Source organism: Aquitalea sp. USM4 (genome assembly GCF_004328945.1).
GTDB lineage: Bacteria > Pseudomonadota > Gammaproteobacteria > Burkholderiales > Chromobacteriaceae > Aquitalea > Aquitalea pelogenes.
Genome location: NZ_CP029539.1, coordinates 1,348,695 through 1,364,614 on the forward strand (window position 1 = coordinate 1,348,695; position 15,920 = coordinate 1,364,614).

At 61.2% G+C, this 15,920-nt stretch carries 14 protein-coding genes; 5 read left to right on the forward strand and 9 right to left on the reverse strand.

Annotated elements, in window-relative coordinates; translation table 11 throughout:
• Position 1 precedes the first annotated feature (1 nt).
• The 9 genes from murF to gatC form a co-directional block, all read right to left on the reverse strand.
• Positions 2 to 1,378 (reverse strand): UDP-N-acetylmuramoyl-tripeptide--D-alanyl-D-alanine ligase, encoded by a 1,377-nt coding sequence (gene murF / locus DKK66_RS06490; RefSeq protein ID WP_131356412.1) that lies wholly within the window; start codon positions 1,376 to 1,378, stop codon positions 2 to 4.
• Positions 1,375 to 2,853, reverse strand: a complete 1,479-nt coding sequence (locus tag DKK66_RS06495) for a UDP-N-acetylmuramoyl-L-alanyl-D-glutamate--2,6-diaminopimelate ligase (protein WP_131356415.1) — start codon at positions 2,851 to 2,853, stop codon at positions 1,375 to 1,377. Before DKK66_RS06495 ends, murF begins: the two co-directional genes overlap by 4 nt.
• Positions 2,854 to 2,864: 11 nt before the next feature.
• Positions 2,865 to 4,616 carry a penicillin-binding protein 2 gene (locus DKK66_RS06500; protein WP_131356418.1) on the reverse strand — a complete coding sequence of 584 codons (1,752 nt, stop codon included), beginning with the start codon at positions 4,614 to 4,616 and terminating at the stop codon, positions 2,865 to 2,867.
• On the reverse strand, positions 4,616 to 4,888 hold the full coding sequence (gene ftsL, locus DKK66_RS06505; RefSeq protein ID WP_131356421.1) for a cell division protein FtsL: 273 nt from the start codon (positions 4,886 to 4,888) through the stop codon (positions 4,616 to 4,618). The genes DKK66_RS06500 and ftsL overlap by 1 nt, the downstream gene beginning before the upstream one ends.
• A complete protein-coding gene (gene rsmH / locus DKK66_RS06510; protein ID WP_045846496.1) occupies positions 4,885 to 5,847 on the reverse strand; it encodes a 16S rRNA (cytosine(1402)-N(4))-methyltransferase RsmH in 963 nt (320 codons plus the stop codon). Before rsmH ends, ftsL begins: the two co-directional genes overlap by 4 nt.
• A complete protein-coding gene (gene mraZ, locus DKK66_RS06515) occupies positions 5,844 to 6,290 on the reverse strand; it encodes a division/cell wall cluster transcriptional repressor MraZ (protein ID WP_045846497.1) in 447 nt (148 codons plus the stop codon). The genes rsmH and mraZ overlap by 4 nt, the downstream gene beginning before the upstream one ends.
• Before the next feature lie 371 nt (positions 6,291 to 6,661).
• Positions 6,662 to 8,089 (reverse strand): Asp-tRNA(Asn)/Glu-tRNA(Gln) amidotransferase subunit GatB, encoded by a 1,428-nt coding sequence (gene gatB / locus DKK66_RS06520; RefSeq protein WP_131356424.1) that lies wholly within the window; start codon positions 8,087 to 8,089, stop codon positions 6,662 to 6,664.
• Positions 8,090 to 8,153: 64 nt separating this feature from the next.
• Positions 8,154 to 9,605: an Asp-tRNA(Asn)/Glu-tRNA(Gln) amidotransferase subunit GatA gene (gene gatA / locus DKK66_RS06525; RefSeq protein ID WP_131356427.1), complete on the reverse strand. Its 1,452-nt coding sequence runs from the start codon at positions 9,603 to 9,605 to the stop codon at positions 8,154 to 8,156.
• 126 nt (positions 9,606 to 9,731) lie between these two features.
• Positions 9,732 to 10,019: an Asp-tRNA(Asn)/Glu-tRNA(Gln) amidotransferase subunit GatC gene (gatC, locus tag DKK66_RS06530; protein ID WP_045846500.1), complete on the reverse strand. Its 288-nt coding sequence runs from the start codon at positions 10,017 to 10,019 to the stop codon at positions 9,732 to 9,734.
• Between the two features lie 296 nt (positions 10,020 to 10,315).
• On the opposite strand from gatC, the gene DKK66_RS06535 reads away from it, so the two are divergent.
• The 5 genes from DKK66_RS06535 to rodA are packed head-to-tail and all read left to right on the forward strand — an operon-like array spanning position 10,316 to position 15,843.
• Complete coding sequence (locus DKK66_RS06535) at positions 10,316 to 11,359, forward strand: rod shape-determining protein (RefSeq protein WP_045846501.1); 1,044 nt, start codon at positions 10,316 to 10,318, stop codon at positions 11,357 to 11,359.
• A gap of 53 nt (positions 11,360 to 11,412) precedes the next feature.
• Positions 11,413 to 12,318: a rod shape-determining protein MreC gene (gene mreC, locus DKK66_RS06540; RefSeq protein WP_062788758.1), complete on the forward strand. Its 906-nt coding sequence runs from the start codon at positions 11,413 to 11,415 to the stop codon at positions 12,316 to 12,318.
• Between the two features lie 2 nt (positions 12,319 to 12,320).
• A complete protein-coding gene (mreD, locus tag DKK66_RS06545) occupies positions 12,321 to 12,824 on the forward strand; it encodes a rod shape-determining protein MreD (protein WP_045846502.1) in 504 nt (167 codons plus the stop codon).
• A 3-nt stretch (positions 12,825 to 12,827) separates the two neighbouring features.
• Complete coding sequence (gene mrdA / locus DKK66_RS06550; protein WP_242673579.1) at positions 12,828 to 14,768, forward strand: penicillin-binding protein 2; 1,941 nt, start codon at positions 12,828 to 12,830, stop codon at positions 14,766 to 14,768.
• Complete coding sequence (gene rodA / locus DKK66_RS06555) at positions 14,743 to 15,843, forward strand: rod shape-determining protein RodA (protein WP_197077158.1); 1,101 nt, start codon at positions 14,743 to 14,745, stop codon at positions 15,841 to 15,843. Before mrdA ends, rodA begins: the two co-directional genes overlap by 26 nt.
• Positions 15,844 to 15,920 lie beyond the last annotated feature (77 nt).

Here is a 15,920-nt window from a genome sequence, read left to right on the forward strand (position 1 = left end):
CTTACACTCCCTCTTCTTGTTGTTTTGCGGTCGTCAGGTGTTCCACCACCCGTTCCATACGCATGAAGCGCGAGCCTTTCACCAGCACGGAAGCTCCCGCTTGCAAATTGGCGTCCAGCCAGCTGGCCAACGCCGTGAAATCATCAAAACTGTGTGCGCCGTCGCCAAAGGCGGCGGCAGCGTGATGGCTGAGTTCGCCCAGCGTCACCAGCTGTGCAATGCCGCGCAGGCGGGCGTGCTCGCCCACCTCGGCATGCATTTGCGCTGCAGTCTCGCCCAGCTCGCCGATATCACCCATGACAAAGCAGTGTGGTGCGGGCAAACCGGCCAGCACGTCGATACCGGCTTTCATCGAATCCGGATTGGCGTTGTAGCTATCGTCAATCACCACGCCGCCGTGACGGCCGGTTTTCTGTTGCAGACGGCCCTTGGCATTGCCGAACACCGCCAGACCGGCAGCAATGGCCGCCAGTGGCACGTCCAGCGCCAGGGCCATGGCCGCTGCGGCCAGCGCATTGCGCACATTGTGTTCGCCCGGTGCCGGCAGGCTGATGGCCTGCTCGCCTTGCGGGCTGCACAGGGTAAAGCGGCTGCCCAGTGCCTGCAGGCTGATGTCACGCGCGCTGATGTCCGCCTGCTGCTGCAGGCCGAAGCTGCAGATGCGGTGCGTACCGGCGGCAACACGGAACAGCGCAATATTGGCGTCATCGGCATTGACGATGGCCACGCCGTCCGCTGGCAGGCCGGAGAAAATTTCCGCCTTGGCTCGGGCGATGTCGGCGGTATCGGCAAAATGGCCGATGTGGGCACGCATGGCGTTGTTGACCAGTGCCACTTGCGGACGGGCCAGGCTGCTCAGATAAGTCAGCTCGCCGTGGTGGTTCATGCCCATTTCCAGCACCGCATAACGGTGGGCGGCAGTCAGCCCCAGCAAGGTCAGCGGCAGGCCGATGTCATTGTTGAAGTTGCCGGCGGTAGCGTGCACCGCCTGCTCTCCGGCATGGGCCTTGAGAATGGCGCTGAGCATTTCCTTGACCGTGGTCTTGCCGTTGGAGCCGGTAATGCCCACGCGCAGTGCCGGCAGGGCGGCGGCCCAGCCTGCGGCCAGACGGCCCAGCGCCAGCCGGGTGTCGTCCACCTTGATCAGGCTGGCGTTGTCGAGCGCAAAGTCCTCTGCCACCAGTGCAGCGACAGCACCACGCGCCAGTACATCGGCCACAAAGTCGTGTGCATCAAAACGCTCGCCCTTGAGCGCGACAAACAAATCGCCCGGCTGTACGGCACGGCTGTCGGTCACCACGCGGCTCAGACGGACTTGCCCGTCTGCGCCCGACAGGGTGCCAACTGCCCAGTGCGCGGCCTGCTGCAAGGTCATCATGCCTTGTCTCCCCAGGCCGTCAGCGCTTCTTCGGCAATGCGGAAATCGGAGAACGGGTGTTTCACACCGCCGATATCCTGGTATTCCTCGTGACCCTTGCCGGCAATCAGCACGATATCGCCCGCCTGCGCCTGACTCACCGCCCAATGAATGGCGGCGGCGCGATCGGCTTCAACATGACCGGGATGGCTCATGCCGGCCAGAATGTGGTCGATGATGGTTTGCGGGTTTTCGGTACGCGGATTGTCGCTGGTCACCACCGCCACATCGGCGATGCGCTCGGCGATTTCGCCCATCATCGGGCGCTTGCCCGGATCGCGGTCGCCACCGCAACCGAACACGCAATACAGCTTGCTGCCTGCGGGGCGGATATCGGCCAGCGTGGCCAGTGCCTTTTCCAGCGCATCCGGGGTATGAGCGTAATCAATCACCACCAGTGGTTCGTGACTGCCGCCAATGCTCTGCATGCGGCCACGCGCCGGCTGGATGCGTGCCATCACGGCGGCGGCATCTGTCAGGCTGATGCCGTTGACACACAGGGTGGCGAGACAAGCCAGCAGGTTGCTGGCATTGAACCGGCCTACCAGACCGGTGCGTACCTCTACCTCGCCCCATGGTGTGGTGACCCGCAGTTGCAGACCATCCAGATTTGCCGTCAGGCTGAGCGGGCGTACATCGCCCTGGGTCAGGCCGTAGCTCACCACCCGGGTCTGGCTGGCATCAATGTCCTGCACCAGCTGGCGGCCAAACGGGTCGTCCACATTGATGACCGCATGCTTGAGCCCTTCCCAGTGGAACAGCTTGGCCTTGGCCGCGCCGTAGGCTTCCATGCTGCCGTGGTAGTCCAGATGGTCGCGGGTCAGATTGGTGAACACCGCGGTGGCAAAACTCACACCATTCACCCGTGCCTGGTCCAGGCCATGGCTGGATACTTCCATGGTCACCACATGCGCGCCCTGACGACGGTATTCGGCCAGCTTTTGCTGCACGGTGACCGGGTCCGGTGTGGTGTGCGTGGTTTGGGTCAGCTCGCCATAAAAACCGTTACCCACGGTGCCGATCAAGGCGGCTTTCTGGCCCAGCAAGGAAAACGCCTGCGCCAGCCAGTGGGAAATGGAAGTCTTGCCATTGGTGCCGGTAATGCCAATCACCGTCATCGCCTGGCTGGGCTGGCCATAAACATGTGCGGCCACCATGCCGGCCCGCTCGCGCAGGGCGGGGACAGGCAGGTTGGGGATTTGCCAGTCCGGATTCCAGCTGAATCCGTCGGCGGCATCCCACAGTACGGCAGCCGCACCTTTTTCCAGCGCGGCAGGGATGAAGTCGCGGCCATCGGTGTATTCACCGCGGCAGGCCAGGAAGACATCGCCGGGCAATACACGGCGGCTGTCCGCTTCTACCCGTCTGATGGGGAAGTCCAGCTGGTTCAGTTCTGCCGGATCCCAGTCCGGCAAGCTTGTCAGGCGACTTTTCATGTTCTGTTTCTTCAAAAATCCGCAGGGACCGGAGTGGAATCCGGCAGCAAGCTGTTATTGGACGGCTCGTCCGGCTGCACATTCAGCACGCGCAGCGCGCCGCCAGCCACCTGGGAAAACACCGGTGCGGAAATGGCACCGCCGTAGTATTTGCCGGCCGTGGGTTCGTCAATCATCACGGCCACGATCAGTTTGGGGTTCTTGCCCGGGGCAAAGCCGATGAACAGTGCGCGGTGCTTGTTGGCCACATAGGTGCGGCCTTCCAGCTTGCGCGCGGTACCGCTCTTGCCTCCGATGCTGTAACCGATGATGCGGCCACCAACGGCACCGCCACCCGGTTCGCTGTTGGCAACCAGCAGGTCGTGCATTTCGTGGGCGGTTTTTTCGCTCAGCACCCGCTTGCCCGGCATCGGGTTATTGGTCTTGTACAGCGAGATGGGCAACATCACCCCATCATTGGTAAAGATGGTGTAGGCGCGGGCCATCTGGATCAGGCTGACCGACACGCCATAGCCAAAGGACATGGTGGCCTGTTCGATGGGCCGCCAGTTCTTCCAGTCACGCAGGCGTCCGGCTGCTTCACCAGGAAAGCCGGTATTGGGTGCGCGGCCAAAGCCCAGCGAGTCGTAGTAGGTCCAGAAATCCTGCGGGCTGCTCAGCAGCGCCAGTTTGCTGGTGCCCACATTGGACGATTTCTGGATGATGCCCAGAATGTTCAGGCTGGGCTGGGCCGATACGTCGCGGATGGTGGCCGGGCCAATCATGTAGCTATGGGTGTCCAGCACGGTGTTGACGTTGGCCTTGCCGTGTTCCAGCGCCAGCGAAATCGACAGCGGCTTCATGGTGGAGCCCGGCTCGAACAGGTCGATCACCGCACGGTTGCGCAGCATTTCCGGCGTGGTGCCAACCCGGTTATTGGGGTTGAACGAAGGGTAATTGGCCAATGCCAGCAGCTCGCCGGACTTGGCATCCAGCACCACCACACTGCCGGCCTTGGCCTTGTTCTCTTCCACGGCTGCCTTGATTTCGCGGTAAGCCAGGTACTGGATGCGGTGATCCACCGCCAGGGCCAGGGTCTGCCCGTCCTTGGGCGGTTCAATGGCGGCGACATCTTCAATGATGTGGCCACGGCGATCCTTGATCACCACGCGGCGACCATCCTTGCCAGCCAGCATTTTTTCGCGTGCCAGCTCTACCCCTTCTTGGCCTTTGCCATCCACCCCGGTGAAACCGATGATGTGGGAGATGATTTCGCCAGCCGGGTAAAAACGGCGGTATTCCTGTTGTTTGGCAATGCCGGGAATGCCCAGCGCCATCACCTTGTCAGCCAGCTCCGGGCTGATCTGGCGCTTGATGTAGACGAATTCCTTCTTGCGGTCAGACAGCTTGGTAGCCAGCTCTTCCGGGCTGATGTCCAAAAGGCTGCCCAGCTCGCGCAGCTTGGCCGGGGGGATGGGCTCCATGTCGGCCGGGCTGGCCCAGATGGTTTGCACCGGCGAGCTGATGGCCAAGGGTTCGCCATTGCGGTCGGTAATCACCCCCCGGTTGGCTTCCAGCGTCATCGCACGGCGGAAACGGGCCTCACCCTGGCCTTGCAGGAAGTCCTGCTGCACCACTTGCAGGTAAATGGCGCGGCCGATCAGCGCCAGAAACAGCATGCCCAGCATCAGCAAGACAAAACGCACACGCCCTGCCGTCATTTTCAGGGCAGGGCTGGCATCCGCAATGCGTTCACGCTGGTGGGCCGAGTAGCTGGTGCGCATCAGGCTCCTCCCCGCGGGGTAATGACCTGGATCTGGCGCGGGTCGGGCGTGTGCATGCCCAGACGGGTGCTGGCGGCTTTTTCAATTACCGCATGGGCACCCCAGGTGCTTTGTTCCAGTTGCAACTGGCCAAACTCCACTTCCAGCTGCTGGGCGGATTTCTGCTCTTTCTGCAGGTCGCTGTACAGCCTGCGCGACACGTGCTGGGACGTGACCACCGACCAGGCGGACACCACCACAAGAGTCAGGAGAATCGCGCACAGACGGTTCATGCATCCCCCTCACGCCACGGCGCAGCCGTGCGTTGGGCAACACGCATGATGGCACTGCGCGAACGGGGGTTTTCACGGATCTCTTCTTCGCTGGCGCGCACGGCCTTGCCTACGCTGTTGAGTGGGGGCTGGGCCATGTCTTCGGCCCGCACCATCACCCAGCTGGGCAGCTTTTCCACACTGCTGGCATCGCGCAGGTATTGCTTGACGATGCGGTCTTCCAGCGAGTGGAAGCTGATGATGGCCAGACGGCCGTCTTCAGCCAGATGGCGCGCCGCCTGCGGCAGGACGGCCTTGAGCTCGTCCAGCTCGCGGTTCACAAAGATCCGGATCGCCTGGAAGGTACGCGTGGCTGGGTCCTGACCCGGTTCCCGAGTACGGACGTTTTTCCCAACGAGCAAGGCGAGCTCACGCGTGGTCTGGATGGGAGCGAGCTCCCGTTGCGCAACAATGGCTGCTGCGATCTTGCGAGCAAACCGCTCTTCACCATAAGTCTTGATGACCTCTTTGATTTCGTCTTCTTCCGCACTGGCCAGCCACTGGGCGGCGGTAATGCCGCGGGTGGTGTCCATGCGCATGTCCAGCGGCGCGTCGAAACGGAAACTGAATCCGCGACGGCCATCGTCGATCTGTGGCGAGGACACGCCCAGATCCATCAATACACCATTCACCGTGGCCACACCCAGGCGGGCCAGTTCCTGACCCAGGGTCTCAAAACCGTTGTGGACAATGGTGAAACGGCTGTCTTCTGCCGCCAGCCGTTCGGCTTCGGCGATGGCTTCCGGATCCTTGTCAAAGGCAATCAGCCGGCCCTCGGGGCCCAGCCGTGACAGGATCAAGCGGCTATGACCACCTCGGCCAAAGGTGCAGTCGACGTACACGCCATCAGGCTTGATGGCGAGTGCTTCGACAGCCTCGGCAAGCAGCACCGTGCGATGCACGAACGGGGTGGGGTTCACAGCGTAAAGTCTCCAAGATGTTGTGCCAGGTCGGCTTGGTCTATTGCCAGGGCGTCATTGGTCTGGCTGTCCCATTCCTCGGCATTCCACAGCTCGAAGCGGTTACCCATGCCCACCAGTGCCACGTCCTTGTCGAGGCCGACCAGATCGCGCAGGCGGGAGGGAAGCAGGATGCGTCCGGCGCTGTCCATTTCCAGCGTTTCTGCGTGGCCAAGCACGAGGCGCTGGTAGCGTTTCAGCGTGGGATTGCCGGTGGGAAGGGCGAGAAGGCGGGCTTCGACCGGACGCCAGTTGGGTTCGGGGTAAATCAGCAGATGATCGGGAGATTCGAGGGTCACCACCAGCTTGTGGCCAAACGCGGACAGCAGTGTCTCACGGTGTCTGGCCGGAATGGCCAAACGACCCTTGCTATCAAGAGAGACAATGCTGACGCCACCAATCATGAGCTGGAAACCACCGCTGAAAGTTGAGGGGCCGTCGCCCCACTTTTACCCACTTCACCCCACTTTCCGCCACTATAAGAAAGAACTGCACTACGGTCAACATCACTTGGTGCTAATTCACCTTTTGCGACAATGACTTAGCGGCACGGTGAAAATGTGCTTTCCGTGTCAAATCAGTGAGTTAATAAGCACTGTCAAAGTGAGCTATGAACTGGAATGGTGCAGGAAGGCAACACAATGATTTTTAATGACAAGAACATCAGACAGCGTGCGATGATTGCGCAGCACCTGAAAGAAATGCTTGAAAAAGAAAAAACGGAACGGCATGCGCTATACATGCCGTTCCGCTTGCTGAAGCTCAAAGGCCCGGATCAAGCCAGTTTCTGCTTCAGGATTTCCTGCACCTGGGCCGGGTTGGCCTTGCCCTTGGAAGCTTTCATCACCTGACCGGCCAAGGCATTCAGTGCCTTTTCCTTGCCGGCGCGGAATTCCTCCACCGCCTTGGGGTTAGCGGCAATGGCTTCTTCCACCATCTTCTCGATGGCACCCACGTCAGACACCTGCTTGAGGCCATCACGCTCGATGATAGCATCGGCAGACAGATCGCTATCCCACAAGGCATCGAACACTTGCTTGGCCAGCTTGCTGGACAGGGTGTTGTCGGCAATGCGCTGGATCAGGCCGGTCAGGCGTTCGGCCGAGATCGGGCAATCGCCAATATCCTTGCCTTCGCGGTTCAGGCGGGCGGCGATTTCACCATTCACCCAGTTGGCAGCCAGCTTGCCCTGACCGGAGGCCTGGGCAACGGCTTCGAAATATTCTGCCGTGGCGCGGTTGCCGGTCAGCAGGGCCGCGTCGTAGGCTGATACGCCGAAGACTTCGACAAAGCGGGCCTTCATGGCGCTGGGCAGTTCCGGCATTTCGCTGCGGATGCGGGCGATCTGCTCGTCGCTGATGCGTACCGGCAGCAAGTCCGGATCGGGGAAGTAGCGGTAGTCGTGCGCGTCTTCCTTGCTACGCATCATGCGGGTTTCGCCGCTGTCCGGGTCGAACAGCACGGTTGCCTGTTCCACGCGGCCGCCATCTTCCAGGGTGTCGATCTGCCACTGGATTTCATACTTGATGGCCTGCTCCAGGAAGCGGAAGGAGTTCAGGTTCTTGATTTCGCGGCGGGTACCGAATTCCTGCTGACCGAACGGGCGCACCGAAACGTTAGCGTCCACGCGGAAGCTGCCTTCCTGCATGTTGCCGTCGCAAATGCCCAGCCACATCACCAGGCTGTGCAGGGCGCGGGCATAGGCCACGGCCTCTTCCGGCGAGCGCATGTCCGGCTCGGACACCACTTCCAGGAGCGGGGTGCCGGCGCGGTTGAGGTCGATGCCGGTCATGCCGCTGAAGTCTTCATGCAGCGATTTGCCGGCATCTTCTTCCATGTGGGCACGGGTCAGCTTGACCAGCTTTTCTTCCTCGCCCACCAGAATCGGCAATACGCCGCCTTCGACGATAGGCAGCTCCATCTGGCTGATCTGGTAGCCCTTGGGCAGGTCGGGGTAGAAGTAGTTTTTGCGCGCAAATACGTTCTTCTGGTTGATCTTGGAACCCAGTGCCAGGCCCAGGCGGATGGCTTTTTCCACCACGGCCTTGTTCATCACCGGCAGCACGCCGGGAAAGGCCAGTTCCACGGCCGAGGCCTGGGTGTTCGGCTCGGCACCAAAGGCGGTGCTGGTGCCGGAAAAAATCTTGGTAGCGGTGTTGAGCTGCACATGCACCTCAAGACCGATGACGACTTCCCATTTCATCGCGGAGAAATCCTTTTGCTATGCCGACAGGGGCGGACGCTGCGCCGCCCCGCTACGGTCTTGATTACAGGGCGGGAGCGCGGGTGTGCCAGTCGGTAGCCAACTGGAACTGGTGCGCCACATTCAGCATTTTTGCTTCGCCAAAATAATTGCCGATGATCTGCAAACCCACCGGGCGGCCCTGACGGTCGAAACCGGCCGGCACGCTCATGCCGGGCAGGCCGGCCAGGTTGACCGACAGGGTGTAGATGTCGGACAGGTACATCTGTACCGGATCGCCGGATTTCTCGCCGATATTGAAAGCAGCAGTCGGTGCCACCGGCCCCAGGATCACGTCACACTGCGCAAATGCGGCGGTGAAGTCGTTGGCAATCAGGCGGCGGATTTTCTGCGCTTTCAGGTAGTAAGCATCGTAATAGCCGTGCGACAGCACATAGCTGCCCACCAGAATGCGGCGCTTGACCTCGGCGCCAAAGCCTTCGGCGCGGGTCTTCTCATACATGTCCACCAGGTCTTTGTAATCGGCCGCACGGTGGCCGTAACGCACGCCATCGTAACGCGACAGGTTGGTGGAGGCCTCGGCCGGGGCAATCACGTAGTAGGCCGGAATGGACAGCTCCGTATTGGGCAGGCTGATGTCCACCACCTGTGCGCCCTGCTTTTTCAGCTCGGCCACGGCGTCTTCAATCACCTTGGCTACGTCGCCATCCAGGCCGTCGGCAAAGTACTCGCGCGGCAGACCCACGCGCAAACCGGCCAGCGGCTGGTTCAGGTCGCGGGTGTAGTCTTCGCGGGCACGTTCCAGGCTGGTGGAGTCACGCTCGTCGAAACCGGCCATCACGTTCAGCATCAGCGCGCAGTCTTCGGCGGTCTGGGCAATCGGGCCGCCCTGATCCAGCGAGGAGGCATAAGCCACCATGCCGTAGCGCGATACCACACCATAAGTGGGCTTGATGCCGGTGACGCCACAGTGGCTGGCCGGTTGGCGGATGGAACCACCGGTGTCGGTGGCGGTGGCCACCGGCGTCAGGCGCGCAGCGACAGCAGCGGCGGAACCACCGGACGAGCCGCCAGGAATGGCGTTCAGGTCCCACGGGTTTTTCACGGCACCGTAGTAGCTGTTTTCATTGGACGAGCCCATGGCGAATTCGTCCATGTTGGCGCGGCCCAGCGTCACCAGGCCGGCGGCATTGCACTGTTCCACCACATGCGCGCTATAGGGCGAGATGAAGTTGTCCAGCATTCTGGAGCCACAGCTGGTTTTCCAGCCCTGCTGGCAGAAGATGTCCTTGTGGACCATGGGCACACCGGTGAGCAGGCCGGCATTGCCAGCCGCACGGGCAGCATCGGCCGCCGCGGCATCGGCCAGGGTACGGGCGCGGTCCACGGTGATGAAGGCGTTCAGCTGCTGGTTCAGCGCCTCGATGCGGTCCAGGTATTGCGTGGCCAATTCCACGCTCGACACCGCACCCGCCGCCAGTTGTTGCGACAGTTGCTTGAGGGTGGCGTTCGTCATTTTGTCTTGATATCCGGTTAAGCTGGGATCAGTGAGCAGAAGCACCCGGCCTGCAGGACGGGTTTCGCAATTCGGAAAAAAGCGATTCCCAGGCGGGAACCATCCGAACAGCGATGGCTCTGAAACTCACTCGATTACCTTGGGAACGAGGAACAAACCCTTTTCCACCTGCGGGGCAATGGCCTGAAAAGCCTCCCGCTGATTGGTCTGGGTCACGATGTCTTCACGCAGGCGCAGGCTGACATCCTGCGGATGCGCCATCGGTTCGATGCCATCGGTGTTGACGGCCTGCATCTTCTCGATCAGGCCAAAAATATTGTTAAGCTGGTTGCCAACCGCGACGATTTCTTCGTCGCTTACGTTGATGCGGGCAAGCTTGGCAATCCGCGCGACATCCTGGTGCGTCAGAGACATGGCGTCCTCGTTAAAACCTTTAATATTTCAAGCTTTATAGGGTATCATAAGGGGTTTGATTCTCCCAAGATCGACATCACACATCGCAGCAGGAAAAACGCAGCTGACAACAGGGTTTTCTGTCTGTCATGCCTGTTGTTCATTTCCGTGTTGCAATGCAACAATGATGTCCCCGGAATGCCGCCGTCCGCTGCCTCAGGCCTGCGCCGCGACGGGCCCGGGAAGCCAAGCCCATGCTAAGAATTTGCCGGACGCGCATCGCGCCCGACTGACGGAAACTGAACCAGGACCGCCCAATGTTTCGTTCGCTCACCGGATACTTCTCCAACGACCTTGCCATCGACCTTGGCACGGCCAACACCCTCATTTACATGCGTGGCAAGGGCATCGTGCTTGACGAGCCGTCGGTGGTCGCCATTCACAGCGACGCGCCCACCAACAAGAAATCCATCCTGGCCGTCGGCCTGGAAGCCAAGAAGATGCTGGGCCGCACTCCCGGTTCCATCCAGGCCATCCGCCCGATGAAGGACGGCGTGATTGCCGACTTCACCGTGACCGAGCAGATGCTCAAGCAGTTCATCAAGAAGGTGAACCCCAACCGCTTCTTTGCCGCCAGCCCGCGCATCGTGATCTGCGTGCCCTGCGGTTCCACCCAGGTGGAACGCAAGGCGATCCGCGACTCGGCCCTGGCTGCCGGTGCGCGCCGTGTCGAGCTGATCGAAGAGCCGATGGCTGCTGCCATCGGTGCCGGCCTGCCGGTTGAGGAACCGACCGGCTCCATGGTGGTGGACATCGGTGGCGGCACCACCGAAGTGGGCGTGATTTCGCTGGGTGGCGTGGTGTACTCCAACTCGGTACGCGTGGGTGGTGACAAGTTCGACGAAGCCATCATCAATTACATCCGCCGCAACTACGGCATGCTGATTGGTGAAACCACTGCCGAAGAAATCAAGAAGACCATCGGCTCGGCCTTCCCCGGTGCCGAAGTACGCGAAATGGAAGTCAAGGGCCGCAACCTGGCTGAAGGCATTCCGCGTGCCTTCACCGTGTCGTCCAATGAAATCCTGGAAGCACTGACCGAACCCCTGAACCAGATCGTCTCCGCCGTGAAGATCGCGCTGGAACAGACTCCGCCGGAACTGGGTGCCGACATTGCCGACAAGGGCATGGTACTGACCGGTGGCGGTGCACTGCTGAAGGATATCGACCGCTTGCTGGCCGAAGAAACCGGCCTGCCGGTATTCGTGGCCGAAGAGCCGCTGACCTGCGTGGTACGCGGTTCGGGCAAGGCGCTGGAAAAAATGGACAAGATCGGCACCATTTTCACCAACGTACCCTGATTGTTGCCTAAACGGAGTTGCTGCCGCCCCGTCAAGGGGTGGCATACCGCCTGATGGACTTCGCCAACACCCCCAGCTTTTTCCGCTCCGGGCCCAAGCCCGGTACGCGCCTGTTCCTGTGCGCGCTGGCCTCCATCGCGCTTCTGGTGGGCGACAGCCGTTACGGACTGATGGAGCAGGCCCGCGATGGCATGTCCCTGGTGCTCTATCCCTTGCAGCGGGTGGTCAACATGCCGCTGGGCATGGTGCGCCATTTCGGTGACTACTTCACCGTCCAGGCCGATCTCAAAAACGAAAACGACCAGCTGCGTACCCGCCAGCTGGAAATGTCCGCCCGGCTGGCCAGGCTGGAAACGGTGGAACGGGAGCTGAACGAGTTGCGTCAGCTCAACAGCATCAAGGCCACGCGCACTGATGCACCGCAGCTGGCCGAGACGTTGTACACCGGCCGCGACCCTTTCTCTTACAAGATCATCATCGACAAGGGTGCCGATGCCAATTTGCAGCCGGGACAACCGGTGGTGGATGCGCGCGGCCTGCTGGGCCAGATTACCCGCGTACAGCCGCTGACGGCGGAAGTCACGCTGATCATCGACAAGAACCAGATGGTGCCGGTGATGATTGCCCGTACCGGCGAGCGTGCCATCCTGTACGGTTATGGCGGCGGCGTGGAAATCCGCTACCTGCCCTTGCATGCCGACGTGCGTGAAGGCGACAGCATTGTCACTTCCGGCATTGACGGCCTGTATCAGGAAGGAACGCCGGTGGCGCGGGTCAGCAAGGTAGAACGCAATGCCGGCGCGGCATTCAGCCGTATCACCACCGAGCCGCTGGCCGGGGTGCAGCAAACCCGCTATGTGCTGGTATTGCAGCAAAAGGGCCAGACACCGCCACGCCCGGCCGAACCGGTCGTGCCTGTGAAAAAGACCAAGGGCAAGAAGCCCGCCGATTCGGAGTAAGCATGTCGTTCGACCGCCCCAAGGAATTACTCAAGCCGGTCAAGCGCCGCTTCATTTTCATGACCTTTCTGCTGGCAGTGCTGGTGGAAATGGTGCCGCTGCCGCATGGCTCCACCCGCTGGCTGCCGGACTTCATCAGCCTGGTACTGCTGTACTGGGTGATCAACCAGCCGCGCCGGGTGAATGTAGGCCTGGCCTTCCTGATGGGGCTGGTGGCCGACATTGCCACCGCTGGCATGCTGGGCCAGCACGCGCTGGCCTATTCGGTCACCGCCTATCTGGCACTGAGCCGTCAACGCCAGCTGATCATGTTCAACCTTGGCCAGCAGGCCTTGAGCGTGCTGGCGCTGATGCTGTGCAACCAGAGCATCATGGTGGTGGCGCGCATGCTGACCGGCTCGGCCTTTGTCGGCTGGAGCTATTTCCTGCCGCCGCTGATCGGTGCCCTGTTGTGGCCGCTGCTGACCAAGCTGCTGCTGTTGCCCTACCGTCATCACTCGGTGTAAGTCGTGCGCCCTACCCGCTTCAAGAACCCGCAGGCTGAAGATGGCCAGTTCCAGCTTCGGCTGGTTGTGGCTTATGTCTTCATGCTGCTGATGTTCTGCCTGCTGATTGCCCGTTTTGTCTGGCTGCAGGTATACCAGTACGAGCACTTTTCCACGCTGGCGCAGAACAACCGCATTTCGCTGCTGCCCATCCTGCCCAACCGCGGCCTGATCATGGACCGCAACGGCGTCATCCTGGCGCAGAACTATTCCGCCTACACGCTGGAGCTGGTGCCCAGCAAGATGCCGGACATGAATGCCACCATTGCCGAGCTCTCCAAGCTGGTGAACATCACCCCGCGTGACGAAAAGCTGTTCAAGAAGCTGCTGGGCGAATCCAAGGATTTCGAATCCATCCCGCTCAAGGTGAAGCTGACCGAGGAAGAAGCCGCCCGCGTGGCCGCGAATGCCTGGCGCTTTCCCGGCGTACAGGTGAAGGCGCGGCTGTTCCGCGACTACCCGTACAAGGAACTCACCAGCCATGTGCTGGGTTATATCGGCCGCATCAACCAGAAAGACCAGGAGCGGCTGGACGACGAAGACAAGAGCACCAATTACAAGGGCACCAATTACATCGGCAAGACCGGCCTGGAAGCGGTGTACGAGGATGATCTGCACGGTCAGGTGGGCTTTGAAGAAGTGGAAACCGACTCCGGTGGCCGCGCCATCCGCAGCCTGCGCCGCACGCCGCCGGTCAACGGCAACAACCTGAAGCTGGCGCTGGACATCCGCCTGCAGGAAGTTGCCGACAAGCTGTTCGGCAACCGTCGTGGCGCGCTGGTGGCCATCGACCCGCAAACCGGCGGGGTGCTGGCCTTCCTGTCCAAGCCGGGCTTCGACCCCAATCTGTTCATCGACGGCATCGACAGCCAAAGCTGGGCGGCGCTGAACAACGACTGGCAAAAGCCGATGATTAACCGTGCGCTGCGCGGTACCTATCCGCCCGGCTCCACCTTCAAGCCCTTCATGGCCATGGCTGCGCTGGAAACCCACTCCATCGGCATGCATGATGTACGCCCGGCACCGGCCTTCTTCACCCTGCCCGGCTCCAGCCACCAGTTCCGCGACAGTAACAAGAACGGCAACGGCTCGGCCAACCTGGCCAAGGCCATCCAGGTGTCCAGTGATACCTTCTTCTACAAGCTGGCCTGGGACATGGGCATCGACAAGATTGCTCCCACCGTCGGCCAGTTCGGCCTTGGCCGTCCCACCGGCATCGACCTGGACGGCGAAGCCAGTGGCGTACTGCCCACCAAGGAATGGAAAGCCAAGCGCTTTGCCCGCTACAAGGAAGAATTCCGCCGCTGGTACCCGGCTGACGTGGTGAGTATCGGCATCGGCCAGGGCTTCAACTCCTACACCCCGCTGCAAATGGCGAACGGCATCGCCACGCTGGCCAATGACGGCGTGGCCTACAAGCCGCACCTGGTACAGGAAGTGGTGGATGCGCGCAGCGGCAAGAGCCGGCTGATTGCCGCCAAGCCCGACCATGTACTGCCCTTCAAGCAGGAAAACTTCGAGTACGTGAAAGCCGCCATGCAGTCGGTGCTCAAGCCCGGTGGCACCGCCTGGCGGCTGGGTGTGGGCCTGCCCTATACCATGGCGGGCAAAACCGGTACCGCCCAGGTGGTGGCCATCAAGCAGGGTGCCAAGTACAACGCCTCGGCCCTAGCCGAGCAATATCGCGACCATTCCTGGTTTGTCGCCTTTGCCCCGGTGGAAAAACCACGCATTGCCGTGGCCATCATCGTGGAAAATGCGGGCTTTGGTGCCGCTGCTGCCGCGCCGATTGCCCGCGGCCTGTTCGACTACTACATCACCGGCAAGGTGCCGGGTTCCATTAGCGGGGACCTGAAAACCGTGCCCATGGATACTGCCGATGACGCTGCAGCCGCATCTGATTAAACGCCTGTGGCTGGCCATCAAGGCCCCGCTGGATGGCCCGCTGATGATCATTCTGGGCCTGATCTTCGCCCTGAGCCTGGTGGTGCTGTATTCGGCCAACAACCAGGGCCTGGACAAGATCGACAACAAGCTGGTCTACACCCTGTTGTCACTCAGCATCATGTGGCTGCTGGCGCGCAGCCGGCCGCAAAGCATCATGAACTTTGCCCCGCCCATTTACGGCATCGGGGTGGTATTGCTGCTGGCCGTGCATTTCAAGGGCGTGACGGTGAACGGTTCCACCCGCTGGCTGGAGCTGGGCATCACCCGCATCCAGCCGTCGGAAATCATGAAGATTGCCCTGCCGATGATGCTGGCCTGGTTCTTCCAGAAATACGAACTGTCGATGCGCTGGTGGCATTACCTGGTGGCGGCGGTGATGATTGCCATTCCCTGCGCGCTGGTGCTGAAGCAGCCCGACCTTGGCACCACCATGCTGATTGCGGCATCCGGCTTTTTCGTGCTGTTCTTTGTCGGCCTGCCGTGGAAGGTGATTCTGGGCGGGATGATTGCCGCCGGGGCCAGCATGCCGGTGGTGTGGAACATGCTGCATGACTACCAGCGCCGCCGGGTGATGACCATGATAGACCCGATGGAAGACCCGCTGGGCGCGGGTTACCACATCATCCAGTCCATGATTGCCATCGGTTCCGGTGGCCCCTGGGGCAAGGGCTGGCTCAATGGCACCCAGACCCATCTGGACTACATTCCGGAACGCACCACCGACTTCATCTTTGCCGTGTATTCCGAGGAATTCGGCCTGGTGGGCAATATCGTACTGGTGATTCTTTATACTCTGGTGCTCAGCCGCGCCATGATGATCACCGCCGGGGCGCAAACCCTGTACGGCCGCGCCATGGCCGGTGCCATCACCCTGTCCTTCTTTGTCTATGCCTTTGTCAACATGGGCATGGTGGCGGGTATCCTGCCGGTGGTGGGCGTGCCGCTGCCCTTTGTTTCCTATGGCGGCACCGCCACCGTCACCCTGTTTGTCGGTATGGGCATGCTGATGAGCATAGGCAATGCCCGACGCTAAGCGGTCGCCAGACCGTCCACACCGGTCTGGCCATCACACGTTACCTGACGCTACTGACCAAACCGCGTAGACCATCC

Bases quoted from the DNA above. Each gene is read 5' to 3' on its own strand.
- gatA (WP_131356427.1), bottom strand. From the start codon at position 9,605: ATGACGAACGCCACCCTCAAGCAACTGTCGCAACAACTGGCGGCGGGT.
- DKK66_RS06535 (WP_045846501.1), top strand. From the start codon at position 10,316: ATGTTTCGTTCGCTCACCGGATACTTCTCCAACGACCTTGCCATCGAC.
- rodA (WP_197077158.1), top strand. From the start codon at position 14,743: ATGACGCTGCAGCCGCATCTGATTAAACGCCTGTGGCTGGCCATCAAG.
- gatB (WP_131356424.1), bottom strand. From the start codon at position 8,089: ATGAAATGGGAAGTCGTCATCGGTCTTGAGGTGCATGTGCAGCTCAAC.
- mreC (WP_062788758.1), top strand. From the start codon at position 11,413: ATGGACTTCGCCAACACCCCCAGCTTTTTCCGCTCCGGGCCCAAGCCC.
- DKK66_RS06500 (WP_131356418.1), bottom strand. From the start codon at position 4,616: ATGCGCACCAGCTACTCGGCCCACCAGCGTGAACGCATTGCGGATGCC.
- mraZ (WP_045846497.1), bottom strand. From the start codon at position 6,290: ATGATTGGTGGCGTCAGCATTGTCTCTCTTGATAGCAAGGGTCGTTTG.
- ftsL (WP_131356421.1), bottom strand. From the start codon at position 4,888: ATGAACCGTCTGTGCGCGATTCTCCTGACTCTTGTGGTGGTGTCCGCC.
- DKK66_RS06495 (WP_131356415.1), bottom strand. From the start codon at position 2,853: ATGAAAAGTCGCCTGACAAGCTTGCCGGACTGGGATCCGGCAGAACTG.
- gatC (WP_045846500.1), bottom strand. From the start codon at position 10,019: ATGTCTCTGACGCACCAGGATGTCGCGCGGATTGCCAAGCTTGCCCGC.
- mreD (WP_045846502.1), top strand. From the start codon at position 12,321: ATGTCGTTCGACCGCCCCAAGGAATTACTCAAGCCGGTCAAGCGCCGC.
- murF (WP_131356412.1), bottom strand. From the start codon at position 1,378: ATGATGACCTTGCAGCAGGCCGCGCACTGGGCAGTTGGCACCCTGTCG.